Origin of the sequence: Actinomadura sp. KC06, from assembly GCF_004348735.1 — a bacterium.
In the GTDB taxonomy this organism is placed as follows: domain Bacteria; phylum Actinomycetota; class Actinomycetes; order Streptosporangiales; family Streptosporangiaceae; genus Spirillospora.
Genome location: NZ_SMKT01000185.1, coordinates 1 through 15,456, shown reverse-complemented (window position 1 = coordinate 15,456; position 15,456 = coordinate 1). Strand labels below are relative to the sequence as shown.

Below are 15,456 nucleotides of genomic sequence, written 5' to 3'. Positions count from 1 at the left end.
CGGGGGGACGCGGGGGAACGAGTCGGGGTGGACTTCGTCAGCCGGTGCGGCCGCTGGTGAGCGGGTCCTCGCGGCGGACGTCGATGACCTGGCCGGTGAGGCCGGACAGCAGCACGTTCAACGACGTCCTGGCCACCTGGTCGGCGCTGAGCAGGCTGTGCGGGGGCTCTTCGCCGAAGGCCCGCGTCCGCATCGGGGTGCTCGTCCGCTCAGGGTTGATGCAGTTGATGCGCACGCCGTCGGCGGACCACTCGTCCGCCAGGGCCTGCGTGAGGTTGACCGTGGCCGCCTTCGCCGAGGAGTACAGGCTGTACTCGGCGCGTCCGCGCGTGTAGGAGCTGGACGTGTAGAGCAGCAGCTGCCCGCCGGTCTTGGCGAGGTACGGGAACGCGGCGCGGGCGATGTGGATCGGCGCGAGGTAGTTGACGCGCAGCGCCTCCTCGATCGCCTCGGGGTCGATCGTGTCGAGGCGGCCGATCCGGAGCACGCCCGCCGTGTTGACGACGAAGTCGACGCGTCCGGTCGCCGCGTACGCCTGCGCGAGGGCGGCGGCGACGTCGTCCGGGCGTTCGGCGTGGGTGCGGGTGGCGCCGCGGCTGTAGCCGAAGACGCGGGCGCCGAACCGCTGGGCCAGCTCCGCGACGGCGGCGCCGATGCCCTGGCTCGCGCCGAACACGACCACGGTCTTGCCGGTCAGAGCCTCGGCGTACTGGTCGTCGGTCAGGTCGGGGGCGTCGGACGAGGCGAGCTGGAACAGCTTGTCCGCGACGAACATGTCGACCGGCTCGGTGACCTTCATGTTGTGGTCGTCGCCGGGGACGACGTAGATCGGCGTGCCGGGCAGGTAGCGCAGCACCACCGAGCAGTCGTCGGTCGCCTCGAAGTCCTCGTCCTGCCAGGCGTTGTCGTAGGCGGCCCGGATCGTGGCGAGGCGGAAGCCCTGCGGGGTCTGGCCGCGGCGCAGGTTCGCGCGGCGGGGGACGTCGACGATGACGTCGTCGTCCACCTGGATGATCGTGTCGGCGGACGGGATGGCGACGTCCACGGCCAGGTGCTCGCGGAGCGCGGCCACGCAGTCGCGGATGATGCGCTGCGACAGCAGCGGGCGGACCGCGTCGTGGAAGAGCACGTTGGTGGTGTCGGCCGGGTGGTCGGCGAGGGCGTCCAGCGCGAGCTGGGTCGTCGCGTTGCGGGACGTCCCGCCGGGAAGGACGGCGGTGACCTTCGTGCAGCCGGCCTTTTTCACGCATTCCGCGGCGTCCTGGAGGAAACCGGGGTTCATCAGAACGAAGATCTCGTCGATGTCGGGCGCCTCCTCGAAGACGCACAACGTGTGCTCCAGGATCGTCTTTCCAGCGATCTTCAGGAGCTGTTTCGGAGTGCTGAGGCCCATCCGTTGCCCGCTGCCACCCGCCAGGATGACGGCAACGGTCCGATGTTCGCCCTGCGGCGCCATGCCCAATGCGACCGTCCCTTGTTTCTGTCAGGCGGCCGTGACGGGCCGCCAGGATGAAGCCGTTCAGTCACCGGTGGGATCCATGGGAGCGACGGGGCTGCGGCGCTGTGCAGGGCGATGGATGCACACGGGGAGAACTGACGGTTAACTCTACCTGGTCTGGGGGAGAATGTGACGAATTCAGCGATCTTGCAGTTCGCCGTGATCGGGGCGTGACCGGTCAGAACTGTTGGCTACCGATCGGTCACTGCTTGCTGAACAAAGGCCGGATATCGGGTTCGACGGCCCAGCGCGTCACCCGGCGGACGGGGCCCGTGCACAGCAGCGTCGCGACGGCGCAGCACACCCCCGCGATCACCAGAACGCCGGGAATGGTGTCGAGCCAGCCCGCCTCGTTCCACCCGGTGAAAGTGAAAAGCCGGGTGAGGAATCCGTGCAGAAGGTAGGCGTAGAGGGTCGCGGCGCCGAGGTCGGTGTACCACGTGCGCCGGGACGGGACGACGGCCAGGAACGCGAAGATGAGCACCAGGCCCGTGAGGAGCAGCCCCATCCGCATCAGCGTGCCGGTCAGCTCGCCGACGCCCATGTCGGCGTTGGAATGCGTCCAGCGCACCCACCGCGCGTCCATGCGCGGGTACGCGACGAACATGGCGGCGAACCCGGCGGCCAGCGTCACGGCGCCGAGCACGCGGGCGGCGGGGCGCCGGACGATCTCCAGGAGCTCCGGCCGCAGCACGAGACCCAGCACGTAGAACGGCATCAGCCCGAGGATCCGGTAGATGTCGAGCGTGCCGCCGAGGTCGCCCATGAACGCCAGCAGGCCGACCAGCACGGCCCCCGCCAGCGGGAACCGCGCCCGCCGCCAGATGGGCGTGAGCAGCCGCCAGACGAACAGGGCCAGCAGGAACCAGGTGATGTAGTACGGGTTCAGCAGCCCGATCTCGAACGGCCGGTCGCCGAACGCCCAGGCGAACAGCGCGTACGCCGTCTGGAAGAGCACGTACGGGGCGAGGGTGGCGCCGACGAGCCGGACGGCCTTGTCGTCGGTGAGCGTGAACCGCTTCGACAGATAGCCGCTGATCATGACGAACACCGGCATGTGGAACAGGTAGAAGAAGTAGTAGGTCGCCGAGGCCAGCGCGACGTCGTCCAGGCCCGCCATCCCGTGCCCGACCGCGACGAGCAGGATCGCGAGGAACTTGGCGTTGTCGAGGTGCGTATCGCGAGCCCGGGGGACCGCGCCGCCGCCCGCCGCCGGGTGCGTCTCGCGCGCGCGTTCGGGTGCGCGTGGCTCCGTCGCCTCGCCCGCGACGGCGGCCTCGGGTGTCTGTGTCATCGGTGCTCTGAATCCTGAGAGGGGCTCGTGGAGCATATCCGACCAAATCGTGCAGACTCCGCAAATCCGCCGGTCACGGCCGTTCCGGACGGGGCTAGCGCAGGCGCCGGGGCCGGGCTATCGCAGGCGGTGGGCCTCGCCGGGGGAGACGGGGTCGCCCGCCGTCACGCCGTGCAGGACGTGCGCCAGCACCTCCACACCTCGCACCACGCGCGGGCCGGGACGGTTGAAATAGGACGGCCCGTCCAGCACCCAGACCCTGCCTTCCCGGACGGCCGGCAACTCGTCCCAGCCGGGATTCCGGGTGAGGAGACGCCATTCGGAATCGGTGCGTTCGGGGCTGAAACCGCACGGCATCAGGAGGAGCACGTCCGGTCGCGCGGCCCTGAGCGCGTCCCATGTCATGGCGGCGGTGTGCTCGCCCGGCTCCGCCAGCAGCGGTTCGCCGCCCGCGACGCCGATCTGCTCGGGGACCCAGTGCCCGGCGGGCCACAGCGGGTCGAGCCATTCGATCGCCGCGACACGTGGCCGGTTCAGGCCATCGACCGCGGCGGACACGCGGTCGAGGCGCTCCCGGAGGGTGCGCAGGCGCGCGGCGGCCCGGCCGGGGACGCCGAGGATGTCCCCGACGTCGGTCAGGCAGCCGAGGACGTCGGGCAGGGTCGCCGGCTCCAGGCTGACGACGCGCGGCCCGGCGTCCAGGACGCGGAGCGCGCCCGTGACCTGCCGGTACGACACCGCGCACAGCTCGCAGAGGTCCTGCGTCAGGACGACGTCAGGCGCGAGGTCGGCGAGGAGGGCGGAGTCCAGCGTGTAGATCGACGAGCCGTGGTGGCCGCCGCTGACGGCGCCGGAGATCTCCCGGCTGCTCATCGCGTCCGCGTCGAAACCGGCGGCGGTCACGACCGGGACGGCGCCGATCACGTCGGGCGGCCAGTCGCATTCGTGCGTGCGTCCGACGAGGTCGGCGGCCAGACCCAGCTCGGCGACGATGTCGGTCGCGGCGGGCAGGAGCGACACGATGCGCATGCCCTCCGACCCTATCGACCGGAGGGGGCCGCGGAAGATCTACGCTGGGGGCACGGAGGACGGGTGGAGGGGAAGCATGGGGTACAGCAGGCATGCCAAGCGTGTCGGGGTGCTCGTCGTCGGGGGTGTCGTCCTGGTGACGGGTGTGGCGCTGCTGGTCCTGCCGGGGCCCGGGCTGCTGCTGGTCCTGGCCGGTCTCCTCATCCTCGCGCGCGAGTTCCCGGCGGTGGAGCGCTACGTCGATCCCGTGCGGGACCGGGCGGTCCAGGCCGCCGAGGAGAGCGTGACCTCGTGGTGGCGCCTCACGGGCGCGATCCTGACCGGGCTGGCGCTGTTCGGCGCGGGCGTGGCGTGGGGGCTGGTGCCGGAGCTGCCGCTCTCCGGGTGGAGCACGGGGTCGGGGCTCATCCTGTCCGGCTTCATCCTGTACGGGTTGCTGTACTGGAGCTACCGGCGCGTCCGCGCGGCGCGGGCCGCGGGAGCCGAGCCGCCGCGCTGACCGCCTCCGGCCCTCCCCGGCCGTGACATCATCGCCCCTGGGCTTTTTCTGTCACACCGGGATGGAAGGTTGGCATCTGTGGCGGATCGGGGAGCGCTGGACGCGCTGCGCGAGGCGGTGCGCGTCTCGCCGGACAACCTGCCCTTGCGGCGCCATCTGGCCGAGCAGCTCCTTGACGCGGGCCTCCTCCTGGACGCCGAGAACGAGTTCCGCGAGGCACTCGCCCTGGCGCCCGGCGACGCCGAACTGGCGACGAGCCTCGCCGAAGTGTTCCTTCGGCAGGGCAAGCACGGCGCGGCCCTCGCGGCGCTGGAACGGGTCGGGCCAGGCGAAGGCCCGGCGAAAGCGGGCCTCATCGTCGCGAAGGCGCTGGTCGCCGAAGGGGACGTGCCCGCCGCCAGGCCGCGCTACTGGGAGGCGGTCGCCCGTGACTCCTCCCTCGCCGACGCCGATTTCGAAGTGAAGCTCGGCCATTCCCCGGCCCCCGAGCCCGCCTTGGCGCACGCGCTGGCGGACGTCGCGCCGCCCGTGGACGGCCCGTCCGACGCCGTCGAAGAGCGGACGGCGGGCGTCACGTTCGCGGACGTGGCCGGGATGGAGCAGGTCAAGCAGTCGCTGCGGATGAAGCTGCTGCTGCCCGTCCAGCAGCCGGAGATGTTCGCCGCCTACGGGAAGCGGGCGGGCGGCGGGGTCCTGCTGTACGGGCCGCCCGGCTGCGGGAAGACCCACCTCGCGCGGGCCGCCGCGGGGGAGCTGGGCGCGGCGTTCATGAGCGTCGGCCTGTCCGACATCCTCGACATGTACATCGGGTCGAGCGAGCGGAACCTGCACGCGACGTTCGAGGCCGCCCGCCGGAACCGTCCCTGCGTGCTGTTCTTCGACGAGGTCGACGCGCTCGCCGCCCGCCGCGCGGACATGAACCGCGCCCACAACCGGCAGATCGTCAACCAGTTCCTCGCCGAGATGGACGGCGTGGAGAGCGACGCCAACGAGGGCGTGCTGATCCTCGCCGCCACCAACGCGCCCTGGTACGTCGACAGCGCGTTCCGCCGTCCCGGCCGGTTCGACCAGCTCGTCTTCGTCCCGCCGCCGGACATGGCCGCGCGTGCGGCGATCCTGGCGCTGCTGTGCCGTGAGGTGCCGCTGGACGAGCTGGACTTCCGCGCGGTGTCCGAGGCCACGGACGGTTTCGCCGGCGCCGACCTGAAGGGCGTCGTGGACCGGGCGGTCGAGGCCAAGCTGGAGGAGGCGATGCGGGCCGGGCGCCCGCTGCCGCTGTCCACCGCCGACCTGATGGGGGCGGTGCGTTCGGCGCGTCCGACGGCGGTCACCGAGTGGATGGGCACGGCGCGCAACTACGTCATGCACGCCAACGAGAGCGGCGTGTGGGACGACCTGCTCCCGTGGCTCGGCGGCAAGCGGCGATGACCTCCGCGCCCGGCACCCGGGAGAGGGTCGCGCGGGCCCAGCTCCTGCTGCAACTGCGCCGTCCGGGCGAGGCCGAGCGGGAGGCCCGCGCCGTGCTGGCGCGCGAGCCGGAGCACGCGGGCGCGCACATGATCGTCGCGCTCGCGCTGTCCGCCCAGGGCGACGCGGCCGAGGCGCTGGACGAGGCCGACCGCGCCATCGCGCTGAGTCCGGGCGCCTGGTTCGGGCACTGGGTGAGGGGCGTCGTGCTGTCCAACGCCGACCGCACCCGCAGGGCGCTGCGCGCTTTCGAGGACGCGCTGGCCTGCGACGCGGAGCAGCCGGTCGTCTACGAGAGGCTGGCCCGGGCGCACTACGCCGTCCGCGAGTACCGGCTCGCCGTCCAGGCCGCGGAGACCGGGCTGCGGCTGGCGCCCGACGACGGCGAGCTCGCCAAGATCATGAGCCTGGCGCTGGTCGAGACCGGCGACCCGGCCGGGGCCCGCGAGCACGCGGCGCGGGCGGTCCGGCTCGCCCCGGAGAGCGCGAGCGCGCACCGCACGCACGGGGCCGTCGCGCTGGCGACCGGCGATCCCCGCACCGCCGCCGGGTCGTTCCGCGAGGCGCTGCGCCTGGCGCCCGAGACGTCGGACGGCGGGGCCCTCCTGCTGCGGGCCCTCAAACGCCGCAACCGGTTGCGCGGCCTGGACGTGGTGCTCGCGCGGGTCCGGAACCGCTCGCGCCGCGAGATCCTGCTGAACATCGCCGCCGTGCTGTTCCCGCCGTGGTTCGTGTTCATGATCCTGCTGACCTGGGCGTTCTGGCTGAACTGGGTGATCCGGGCCGGGGTCACGCTCCGGCTGGCCCGCGATCCGGGAACCCGGCGGCTCCTTGACGACGCCGAGGTCACGGCCGCGCGCGTCGCCGCCGGATTCGCGGGGACGGGCGCGGTGCTGCTCGCGCTGTCCACAGCACTGTGGACGCCCGCGCTCGTGCTCCCCGGAATCGCCTTCCTCTCGCTGGTCATGCCCGTCCAGGAGGCGGCGCTGCTCGACGGCCGACGCCGCACGGCGTTCGTGCTGCTGGCCGGGACGCTCGGCGCGTTCGTCGCCGTCCTGACCCCGCTGGCGTACGCGGCCCCGCATCTCGACTGGGTCCCGGTCGCGGCGTTGCTGACCTTTTACGCCGCGATGGCGTCCACCTGGCTCGCGATGATCATTGCGAAGCGGCCGGCCTGATCGGGCGAAATTCGTTCCGGGAATTGATCCCTGGAGCGGGTATCACCGTGCAATGGGTATGGGCATTCTTCTTCGTGTACTCGTGGCCGGAGGGCTGGCGGCGGACGCCGTCGTCCACTGGCGGTTCGCGCCCGACATGGCGCCGGGACCCAACACACCGAGCGGCACCATCCACGGCGACGATCTTTTCTACGCCCAGGCGATCGCGGCCGCCGTCGCGGGCCTCCTCGTCCTTTTCTGGGCGCGCCGGTGGACGTACGCGATCGCGTTCGTCGTCGCGGCAAGCGCGGCCGGGGCCGTGCTGCTCTATTACTTCGTCGATTTCGGGCGGCTGGGTCCGATTCCGCGGATGTACGACCCGTCCTGGTACGCCGACAAGACGATCAGCCTCGCGGGGGAGGCCGTCGCCGCGCTGGCCGCGCTGATCGGGTTCTTCACCGTCCGCCGGTCGGAGCGCGACGAGAGCCGGTCCGACGCGCCCGTCCCGCACTGAGCGTCCGGCACGGCGGGCGGCATGGCGGGTCGGCGGCGGGGTAGCCACGCGGTATGAACACCGCAGAAGTGACGATCGAGCTCGCGGACGCGGCGCTGCCCGGCGATCTCGCCCTGCCCGACCAGCCGGGCGGCGTGGTGCTCTTCGCGCACGGCAGCGGCAGTTCCCGGCTCAGCCCCCGCAACCGGGCCGTCGCCGCGGGCCTCAACCGGGCGGGGATCGGCACGCTGCTGATCGACCTGCTCACCGCCGAGGAGGACGAGCGGGACGCCGTCACCGCCGAGCTGCGCTTCGACATCGGCCTGCTGACCCGGCGGCTCGCCGGCGCGATCGACTGGATCGCCGCCGCGCCGCCGACCACCGGCTTCCCGATCGGGCTGTTCGGCGCGAGCACCGGCGCGGCGGCGGCGCTGGCCGCGGCGGCGGAACGTCCCGGACGGGTCGGCGCCGTGGTGTCGCGCGGCGGCCGCCCGGACCTCGCGGGCGACGCGCTGAGGCGGGTCGCCGCGCCGGTCCTGCTGATCGTGGGCGCCCGCGACCCGGAGGTGCTGCGGCTGAACGACGACGCCGCCGGACGCATGCACGGCGCCGTCCACCGGCTGGAAGTGGTGCCGCACGCGTCGCACCTGTTCGAGGAGCCCGGCACCCTGGAGCAGGTCACGGACATGGCCGCCCGCTGGTTCGACCGCTACCTGACCCAGCACGCGCCCGTCTCGTGACCGGCCGCCCGGCCCCGGCGGCCTTCAGTCGAGGACGGCGACGGCCTCGATCTCGACCATGAGGTCGGGCTCGGCGAGGGTCGCGACGCCCAGCAGCGTGACCGGCTTGACCGGGTCGATCCCCATCCGCTGCGCCGCCCGCGCGACGCCCTCGCCCAGCAACGCCATCTTGTCCGGGGTCCAGTCGACGACGTAGATGGTCATCTTGGCGACGTCGTCGAACGAGCCGCCGGCCGCGGCCAGCGCCGTGCCCACGTTCAGCAGAGCCTGCTCGACCTGGGCCGCGAAGTCGCCCTCGCCGACCTTCCCGCCTTCGGCGTCCCGCGCGACCTGGCCGGCGAGGTACACCGTCCTCGAACCGGTGGCGATCGAGAGCTGCCGGTAGACCTCGGGCTTCGGCAGCCCATCGGGGTTCATCGTCGTCACGGCCATTGGCTGTCCTCCTGGGTGTCGATACGCCTCAAAACATAGGACCTCACCGCCCCTGGGCACCGCCTGCCCGGTTCTAGGCGCGGCGGACGGCCAGGCCGGGATAGTCCAGGACGAAGCCTGACTCGTCATAGACCAGGCGTGCGGTGAAGTCGAAGGCCGGGGCCGCGTAGGCGTAGCACTGCCGTCCGGCGGTGTCGGGCAGCCGGGTGTAGGACTGCTCCAGGCGGTCGACGACCAGATCAGCGGCCCGGACGTAGGCGGCCGGCGCGTCCGCGGCCTCGTCGACGTCCAGGCGGAGCCGGTGCACGGGCAGCGCGTTCGTCATCGCGGACGATTCGAGATCGACGTCGACGCAGCCGTCCAGGCCGGGGGCGTGCCGTCCGTCGACCAGCCATCGGCCGTCCGCCGTCTTCTCAAGGGTCACGCCGGTCGGCTCGCCGGGGCGTCCGGCCAGGGGGTGCCGGACGCGGGCGCGGCGCGTGCGCCAGCCGTCGTCCACCTCGATGACGTACTCGACGGCCCAGGCCGTCCCGTTCTCGACGGCCGTGGTCGTTCCGTGCAGCGTCCAGCCACCGGCCTGGCCGCGGCTCGTGCGGAGGACCTCGAAGCCGGTGCGGGCGTCACGGTGCTCCCAGGCCGCGCCGGACGGCGGTTCGGCGAAAGTCATGATCGCCATCCTGGCATCCCGGTCGTGGCCGCCGTCCGTCCGGTACCTCACCCGGCGTAGCCGCGGACCGTGGTATGCGCCGGATGTCGTACCCGCAGTGTCGTCCTGTAGCGGACGGCATCCGGACTGCGAGAGGCGATCGTCGTTCGTGCGGTTCCACTACTGAAAGGACGTGACGACATGGCGGTACGTGAGACGAAGCCCGGGCGGCCGGACGGCTGGTTCAAGCTCGGACGCCGCTGGCGCAAGACGGTGCTCGTCACGCACATCGTGTCCGCCGGGGCGTGGATCGGGATCGATGTGATGGTGGCGGTGCTGGTGCTGACCGGGAGGTTCGGCAGCAGCGACGAGGTACGCGGGCTGGCATACGAGGCGCTGGCGACCTTCGTCGTGTGGCCCATGCTGGGCGCCGGGTCGCTCAGCCTGATCACCGGGATCATCCTGGGCCTGGGCACGCGATGGGGACTCGTGCGGTACTGGTGGGTCGCGATCAAGCTGGTGCTCAACATCGTCCTGTGCACGCTCATCCTGGTGGCGCTGCGTCCGGGCATGGACGAGGTCGGCGCCTACGGACGCGACCTGGTCAACGGGGCGCCAGAGCCGGCGGGCATCTCCAACCTGTTCTTCCCGCCCGCGGTGTCGCTGGTGACGCTGACGCTGGCGACCGTCCTGGCGGTGGCGAAGCCCTGGGGCCGCATCCGCCGGACGAGCCGCGCCCGCCGCTCCGCGGGCACCGGGCGATGACGCCGCGCTCAGCGGATCGGCTGGCCGATCCCGATCAGGTTGCCCTCGCTGTCGTGGAACCAGACGCCCCGTTCGCCGGTGCCGCCCTTGCTCGGGTAGTTGCCTTCGACCTCGGTGATCCCGTCCACCGTCGTGAAGCCCGGCGCGTCGTACTCCTCGAAGACCACGCCCCGCTTCCGGAGCTCCGCGACGACCGCGTCGATGTCATCGACCTCGAAGCCCATCTGGGTGTGCGTCCCCGAGGACGCGCCCGAGGACAGGAACAGCGCGAACTCGCCGCCGGCGCAGCGGTAGAGAAGGCCGCCCGGCCGCTCCTCGCTCGGTTCCAGGCCGAGTTTCTCGGAGTAGAAGGCTCGCGCCCGGTCCATGTCCTGCACGGGAAGTCTCGTGGCCACGCGTCCGGCGTTCAGCATGTCGTTCTCTCCTTCTGATCAGTCAGGGTGTATCTGCTCGGAATTGCGGGCGCGAAGCGCCTTGACCTTGTGCCGGTTGCCGCAGTGCTCCATCGAACACCACCGGCGGCGGCCGGGACGCGAGGTGTCGACGTAGACGAGTTCGCAGCTGTCGGCGGCGCAGGTGCGGATGCGGTGCGCGAATGGGCCGGACAGCAGTTCCACGGCGTCCCGCGCGACGGTGGCCAGCAGATTCGTACCGCTGGACGGCTCGGCCCACCGCCGCCGCCCGTCCGGCGTGACGGCGGGCGCAAGGGCCGGGCGGGCGGCCGCCAGGTTGACGGTTTCCAGCTCACCGGCCGGGTACGGCTCCCCCCGCAGGTGGACGATCACCACCCGGAACAGTGCGTCGCGCAGCGCCCGGGCGTCCGCCACCTCGGCCTCTGTGATCTCCAGCCGGGGCGTCGGGGCCAGCCGCGACCGCTCCGCCCAGTCGGCCAGGTCGGCGGGCTCGTGCAGGACCTCGAAACGCCGGTACGGGCCGGGGCCGCCGGTGGTCAGCAGCTCCAAGGACAGCGCGCCGGGATCGAAGCGGAACTCGAAACCGGTATGGGAGCGCAGCGTCAGCCCCTTGCTTGCGTCGGTGCCCATGTAACCACTATAACTGGTTACATGGCACTGGGATGGAAGCTGGTCATCGACAGCGGCGACGCGTCCACGCTCGCGGACTTCTGGGCCGCGGCCCTCGGCTACGAGGTGGAGGACCCCAGCGCGCTCATCGAGCAGTTGCTGGCGGCCGGGCGGATCGGCGAGGAGGCGGTCGTCGAGCACCGCGGCCGCAAGACCTTCCGCGGCTACGCCGCGATCCGCCACCCCGACGACCCGTTCGACCAGACCAGCGGCGTCGGCCAGGGGCGGCGGCTGCTGTTCCAGGACGTCCCCGAGAGCAAGTCCGGCAAGAACCGCCTGCACATCGACATCCACAGCGAGCCCGGCGGCCTCGACGAGCTCGTGACCCGGTTGGAGGGCCTGGGGGCGACCCGCGTCCTCGAACAGGACCAGGGCCCGGCCGGACACTGGTGGGTCATGCGAGACCCCGAAGGCAACGAATTCTGCGCCGCCTGACCTAAGCGCCCTTCGACGCGAAGAGCGAGTAGAGCTGCGGAACCCCCGTCCCCTCCGCGGGAAGGCGGAAATGCCCGCGGTCGTGCTCGTGCAGGAACTCCAGGCGCAGCCCGGCGGAGGCCAGGGCGCTGACGACCTCGCCGATGCCGTGCTGCCACTCGATGGTCAGCGTCTCGGTGGTGGGCGCGTCGCGGTCGGCGTAGGTGCCGGGCTCGTCCACGACGATCGGGCCGCGCTGGAAGTAGTCGTGTTCGAAGGTGCGGCCGTCGTCGGCGAGGACGTCGGCGACGGGATGGTGCTCGGCGAGGTAGAGGAAGCCGCCGGGGGCGACGAGTGCCGCCGCCGTCCGCGCCCAGCGGGTGATGTCCGGAAGCCAGCACAGCGCGCCGATGCCGGTGTAGACGATGTCGAAGGTCCGCGCGTCCAGCGCGTGGACGGCGTCGTACACGTCGGCGATGACGAAGCGGGCCGTGCGGACGCCGATCCGCGCGGCGAGATCACGGGCGGCGTTCACGGCGGGCGCGGAGAAGTCGAGGCCGGTGACGACGGCTCCGCGCCGCGCCCAGGACAGGGTGTCGAGCCCGATATGGCACTGCAGGTGCAGCAGCGTCTTGCCGCTGACGTCCCCGACCTCGGCGTCCTCGAAGTCCCGGAGCGTGTCCCGGCCCGCCACGAAGCCGGGCAGGTCGTAGAACGGTCCGGCGAGGTGGATGGGGACGCGCTCGTCCCAGCTCGCGCGGTTGGCCGCCCGCCAGTCCCCGGCGGCACCCGTCATCCCGGCACCCGGTGCCGCGGCCGGAGGTTCAGGGCGGCGACGGCCAGCAGCCCGGCGCCGACCGTGGCGAACAGCGCGGCGACCACGTCGACCAGGTAGTGCTCGCCCAGCGTGACGCGGCTGGCCGACACCGCCGCCAGCGTCGTCACGCTCGCGGCGAGCACGGTGGCGCGCCACGCGGCGGTCAGCTCCAAGCTGATCACGAAGGCGGTGAAGGCCAGCGCGGCGAGTACTGTCACGTGCCCGCTCGGGTAGGTCCAGTCCTGGGACGTGACCGGCGGCCCCGGACGCCGGAAGGCCGCCTGCAGCGCCACGGTGGCCAGGCACGCCACGAGCAGCACCCCGTGCCGCGGGAGCAGCCGGGCGCTTCCCGCCCGCCACCGCCGAAGGAGCGCGGCCGCGGCCGCCAGCAGCAGGACGAGCCCGACGATCGTCCCGGCACCGCTGATCACGGTGGCGACCGTCGCGGGCGCCGTCTCCGGCCGGGAGTACAGGTGGCCGACGATCCAGGTGTCCAGGGGCGGGACGCGGTCGCCCAGCGCGATTCCGGCGATCACCATGGCGGCCAGGCACAGACCGCCCGCCGCCGCCGCCCTGAGCCGCCACGTCCTCATCGACGTTGAATGATCAGTCATGAAAGGCACGGTACGAGCCAATGGATCTTCGGGCATCGGGGATCAACCCCGAGAGAACCCTGAGGACCGGGCGGACGACCTTTCGCCGGACCGATCAGGAATCGAGAAGCGTCCATGGTGGGCCGCGCCTAGCGTGAGCGCCATGAAAGCAACGTTGAAGGTCAGCGCCATCATGATCGGCGTCACGGATGTGGCGCGCGCCAAGAAGTTCTACGGGGAGGGCCTGGGCTGCGAGATCGTCCAGGACTACGGCGACTACGTCAAATGCGACCTGGGCGAGGGATCCTCGTCGCTGGTCCTGTACAAGTGGGAGGCGGCGGCGGAGGACGCCGGTGTCTCCGCGGAGGGATCGGGCTTCCGCGGCTCCTCGTTCCACTTCATCACCGACTCCCGCGACACGGTGGACGAGGTGCTGCGCGCCGCGGCGGCGGCCGGCGGCACCGTGGTCAAGGAGGCGACCGGCGCCGAATGGGGCGGATACTCCGGCTACTTCAGCGACCCCGACGGCCACCTGTGGAAGGTCGCGACCGCCACCTGACGAACCGCCCGTGCCGATTCGGGCGAACCCGGGCTCGTTCCTCTGCGTCGTTCCTTACGATCAAGCGGCCCAGATGGAGCGACGAGGAGTCCCCCAATGAGCGATGCCGGACAGCCGGCTGAGGCGATCGTCCTGCATGAGGAGGGGCTCCGGGCGCAGCGCGGGGGCGATGCGGCGGAGGCGGAGCGGTGCTTCCGGGAGGCTTTCGAGCAGGGCCGTGCGGTCGCCGCCCTCGACCTCGCCGGGCTGCTGCTGAGCCGGGGCGACAAGGCCGGGGCCGAGGAGTGGTGCCGGCGCGCGGCGGAGCTTGGTGTGCCGGGGGGCAACCTCAACCTGGGCGTGCTGCTGCGCGATCGAGGCGCCGTGGACGAGGCGAAGCGGTGCTACGAGCGCGCCTGGGAACTGGAGTCGGACGACAAGGCGGCGTCCAACCTCGGGGCGATCTATGACGACGACGGGAAGGGCGATCTCGTCGCCGCCGCGGAATGGTACGGCCGGGCGGCCGACCACGGCAACGCCATCGCCGCCTACAACCTGGGGTTCGTCTGGCAGGACCGGGGTGAACCCGGAAAGCGCATGGAGGCGTGGCGGCGCGCCGCGGATCTCAAGCATCCCGGTGCCGCCGCCGCGATAGCGGGCGTCCATCTGGAGCAGCGGAATGTGAACGAGGGCGTCGTCTGGCTGCGCAGGGCTGTCCTGGAGGCCGGCGACAAGAGGTCGGCGCGCCGGCTCAGCGACATCTACGCGAACGCGGGACGGGACCGGATGGCCCGCTTCTGGGGTGAGTTCCCGGACGGGCCGACCTTCTACAGCCCGGAGTTCCAGGCGTTCGCGAGTGAGGGCGCCGCAGCCGCGATCCAGCAGCAGGACGCCTTCATCGACGCCTTCACGATGGACTACGTCGAATGGGACCCGGAAGCGGCGACCATGACGCTGGACGGCCGCACCCTGCGGGGCCTCACCGTCCTGGGCAGCTTCTCGAACCTTTCCCAGACCTGGCTGTGGACGTGGGACAACCCGAGCTGGGACCAGGATCTGCCTGCCTTGGCGAACCTGCGCACCATCCGGGAATTCGGCGAACGTCACCAGATTCCCGAATTGATCGCGGGCCATCTCGACTTCTCCCGGTTCAACCGTCCGGCCGAGGGCGCGTTCACGATGGCCCTTTCCGCCGCACCACTGATCGGCGCGAAGGGGGTCAGCTTCGTCACGGTCAATGACGGGAAGGGGAAACTCGTCCTGGCCTCCGACGATCCGGGCCTTCCCGACGCGGAGTTCGACCGGCCGGCCGTTCCCCGCCTTCTCATGCGGGCGGCCGAGGTCTGGCCGAATGAGCAGCGCCGTGTGGTCCGTGGCTTCATGGAGCACCACGGGTTCGAGATCGGCGAATCGTCCGCGGTCATCGTCGTCGAATCGGGCGACGGGCACCGCATCACCGTCCACTGCCCGCCGGAGAGGGCCAAGGAGCACCCGGAGGTCAATGCCGTCCTCAGCCGCGACGGCGCCAGGATCGTCGCGAACACGGCCGCTTGCGTCCAGGGGCGGCGCCTGGACGGCGAAAGCCCGTATCGCCTGGCCGTGTTCTTCGACCTCGACGACCGCATCATCAGGATCAGCAGCGGCGTGGAAACCGCGCCCGGCGGGTGATGTGTCCTGGTCGCGGATAGGGACTTTGCGTTCCGGTTCGTGATCAGTGGGTTTCGCAAAGCATGGCCCAGGAAATGCGAGAGGGCGTGTGGGCAGCCCCCCGATTCATCGGACGTCTGTGGGCATCGGTGGTCCTGGCGGTCGGGATCGTCCTGGTGGTCCCGCCTCCCAGTGCTCATCCGAATCCGCATCCCGTCACGGGACGAAACGGTGATGAAGCGGATGGGTTTGTTCAGAGATCTGAGTTGCCGGTCGAGGAGCGTCCGCCTCTGTCGGCTTCGCCGCGTGAATCCCCGGGGCGTCAGCCGGGGATGGGGGCGGGGG

General features: G+C 71.7%; 18 protein-coding genes. 9 read left to right on the top strand and 9 right to left on the bottom strand.

The window, feature by feature from the left end; translation table 11 throughout:
* Window positions 1-37 precede the first annotated feature (37 nt).
* The 3 genes from E1287_RS36560 to E1287_RS36550 all read right to left on the bottom strand — a co-directional run bounded on the left by E1287_RS36560 (window position 38) and on the right by E1287_RS36550 (window position 3,821).
* Entirely contained in the window at window positions 38-1,456 is a 1,419-nt protein-coding gene (locus tag E1287_RS36560) for a bifunctional cytidylyltransferase/SDR family oxidoreductase (RefSeq protein ID WP_131969862.1), read from the bottom strand.
* A gap of 244 nt (window positions 1,457-1,700) precedes the next feature.
* A complete protein-coding gene (locus E1287_RS36555) occupies window positions 1,701-2,792 on the bottom strand; it encodes an acyltransferase family protein (protein WP_131969861.1) in 1,092 nt (363 codons plus the stop codon).
* Window positions 2,793-2,909: 117 nt separating this feature from the next.
* On the bottom strand, window positions 2,910-3,821 hold the full coding sequence (locus tag E1287_RS36550) for a cobalamin-binding protein (RefSeq protein ID WP_131969860.1): 912 nt from the start codon (window positions 3,819-3,821) through the stop codon (window positions 2,910-2,912).
* A gap of 76 nt (window positions 3,822-3,897) precedes the next feature.
* Between E1287_RS36550 and E1287_RS36545 the strand changes: the two genes are divergently transcribed.
* The 5 genes from E1287_RS36545 to E1287_RS36525 all read left to right on the top strand — a co-directional run bounded on the left by E1287_RS36545 (window position 3,898) and on the right by E1287_RS36525 (window position 8,177).
* Complete coding sequence (locus tag E1287_RS36545) at window positions 3,898-4,320, top strand: PGPGW domain-containing protein (RefSeq protein ID WP_131969859.1); 423 nt, start codon at window positions 3,898-3,900, stop codon at window positions 4,318-4,320.
* 78 nt (window positions 4,321-4,398) lie between these two features.
* Window positions 4,399-5,748, top strand: coding sequence for an ATP-binding protein (locus E1287_RS46050; protein ID WP_131969858.1), 1,350 nt, complete (start codon window positions 4,399-4,401; stop codon window positions 5,746-5,748).
* Window positions 5,745-6,965 carry a tetratricopeptide repeat protein gene (locus E1287_RS36535; RefSeq protein ID WP_131969857.1) on the top strand — a complete coding sequence of 407 codons (1,221 nt, stop codon included), beginning with the start codon at window positions 5,745-5,747 and terminating at the stop codon, window positions 6,963-6,965. Before E1287_RS46050 ends, E1287_RS36535 begins: the two co-directional genes overlap by 4 nt.
* Before the next feature lie 52 nt (window positions 6,966-7,017).
* Window positions 7,018-7,458 carry a hypothetical protein gene (locus E1287_RS36530; protein WP_165969383.1) on the top strand — a complete coding sequence of 147 codons (441 nt, stop codon included), beginning with the start codon at window positions 7,018-7,020 and terminating at the stop codon, window positions 7,456-7,458.
* Between the two features lie 53 nt (window positions 7,459-7,511).
* The gene (locus tag E1287_RS36525; RefSeq protein WP_131969855.1) at window positions 7,512-8,177 is read left to right on the top strand and encodes a dienelactone hydrolase family protein; all 666 of its coding nucleotides are present in this window, start codon (window positions 7,512-7,514) and stop codon (window positions 8,175-8,177) included.
* A 24-nt stretch (window positions 8,178-8,201) separates the two neighbouring features.
* Here E1287_RS36525 and E1287_RS36520 read toward each other — a convergent pair whose 3' ends face one another.
* A complete protein-coding gene (locus E1287_RS36520; protein ID WP_131969854.1) occupies window positions 8,202-8,609 on the bottom strand; it encodes a RidA family protein in 408 nt (135 codons plus the stop codon).
* A 73-nt stretch (window positions 8,610-8,682) separates the two neighbouring features.
* Window positions 8,683-9,276 (bottom strand): putative glycolipid-binding domain-containing protein, encoded by a 594-nt coding sequence (locus E1287_RS36515; protein WP_131969853.1) that lies wholly within the window; start codon window positions 9,274-9,276, stop codon window positions 8,683-8,685.
* 180 nt (window positions 9,277-9,456) lie between these two features.
* On the opposite strand from E1287_RS36515, the gene E1287_RS36510 reads away from it, so the two are divergent.
* A complete protein-coding gene (locus E1287_RS36510; RefSeq protein ID WP_131969852.1) occupies window positions 9,457-10,020 on the top strand; it encodes a hypothetical protein in 564 nt (187 codons plus the stop codon).
* An 8-nt stretch (window positions 10,021-10,028) separates the two neighbouring features.
* Here the strand turns inward: E1287_RS36510 and E1287_RS36505 are convergent, their stop codons facing one another.
* Both E1287_RS36505 and E1287_RS36500 read right to left on the bottom strand, forming a co-directional pair.
* The gene (locus E1287_RS36505; RefSeq protein WP_131969851.1) at window positions 10,029-10,433 is read right to left on the bottom strand and encodes a VOC family protein; all 405 of its coding nucleotides are present in this window, start codon (window positions 10,431-10,433) and stop codon (window positions 10,029-10,031) included.
* 18 nt (window positions 10,434-10,451) lie between these two features.
* Window positions 10,452-11,063, bottom strand: coding sequence for a CGNR zinc finger domain-containing protein (locus E1287_RS36500; protein WP_131969850.1), 612 nt, complete (start codon window positions 11,061-11,063; stop codon window positions 10,452-10,454).
* A gap of 21 nt (window positions 11,064-11,084) precedes the next feature.
* On the opposite strand from E1287_RS36500, the gene E1287_RS36495 reads away from it, so the two are divergent.
* Window positions 11,085-11,537 (top strand): VOC family protein, encoded by a 453-nt coding sequence (locus E1287_RS36495; protein WP_131969849.1) that lies wholly within the window; start codon window positions 11,085-11,087, stop codon window positions 11,535-11,537.
* A 1-nt stretch (window position 11,538) separates the two neighbouring features.
* Here the strand turns inward: E1287_RS36495 and E1287_RS36490 are convergent, their stop codons facing one another.
* Window positions 11,539-12,312: a class I SAM-dependent methyltransferase gene (locus E1287_RS36490; RefSeq protein WP_131969848.1), complete on the bottom strand. Its 774-nt coding sequence runs from the start codon at window positions 12,310-12,312 to the stop codon at window positions 11,539-11,541.
* The gene (locus E1287_RS36485) at window positions 12,309-12,947 is read right to left on the bottom strand and encodes a phosphatase PAP2 family protein (RefSeq protein WP_165969382.1); all 639 of its coding nucleotides are present in this window, start codon (window positions 12,945-12,947) and stop codon (window positions 12,309-12,311) included. Before E1287_RS36485 ends, E1287_RS36490 begins: the two co-directional genes overlap by 4 nt.
* Window positions 12,948-13,089: 142 nt before the next feature.
* On the opposite strand from E1287_RS36485, the gene E1287_RS36480 reads away from it, so the two are divergent.
* Together E1287_RS36480 and E1287_RS36475 are read left to right on the top strand one after the other, a co-directional pair.
* A complete protein-coding gene (locus E1287_RS36480) occupies window positions 13,090-13,485 on the top strand; it encodes a VOC family protein (RefSeq protein ID WP_131969846.1) in 396 nt (131 codons plus the stop codon).
* Window positions 13,486-13,581: 96 nt separating this feature from the next.
* Window positions 13,582-15,132, top strand: coding sequence for a tetratricopeptide repeat protein (locus E1287_RS36475; protein ID WP_131969845.1), 1,551 nt, complete (start codon window positions 13,582-13,584; stop codon window positions 15,130-15,132).
* Window positions 15,133-15,456 lie beyond the last annotated feature (324 nt).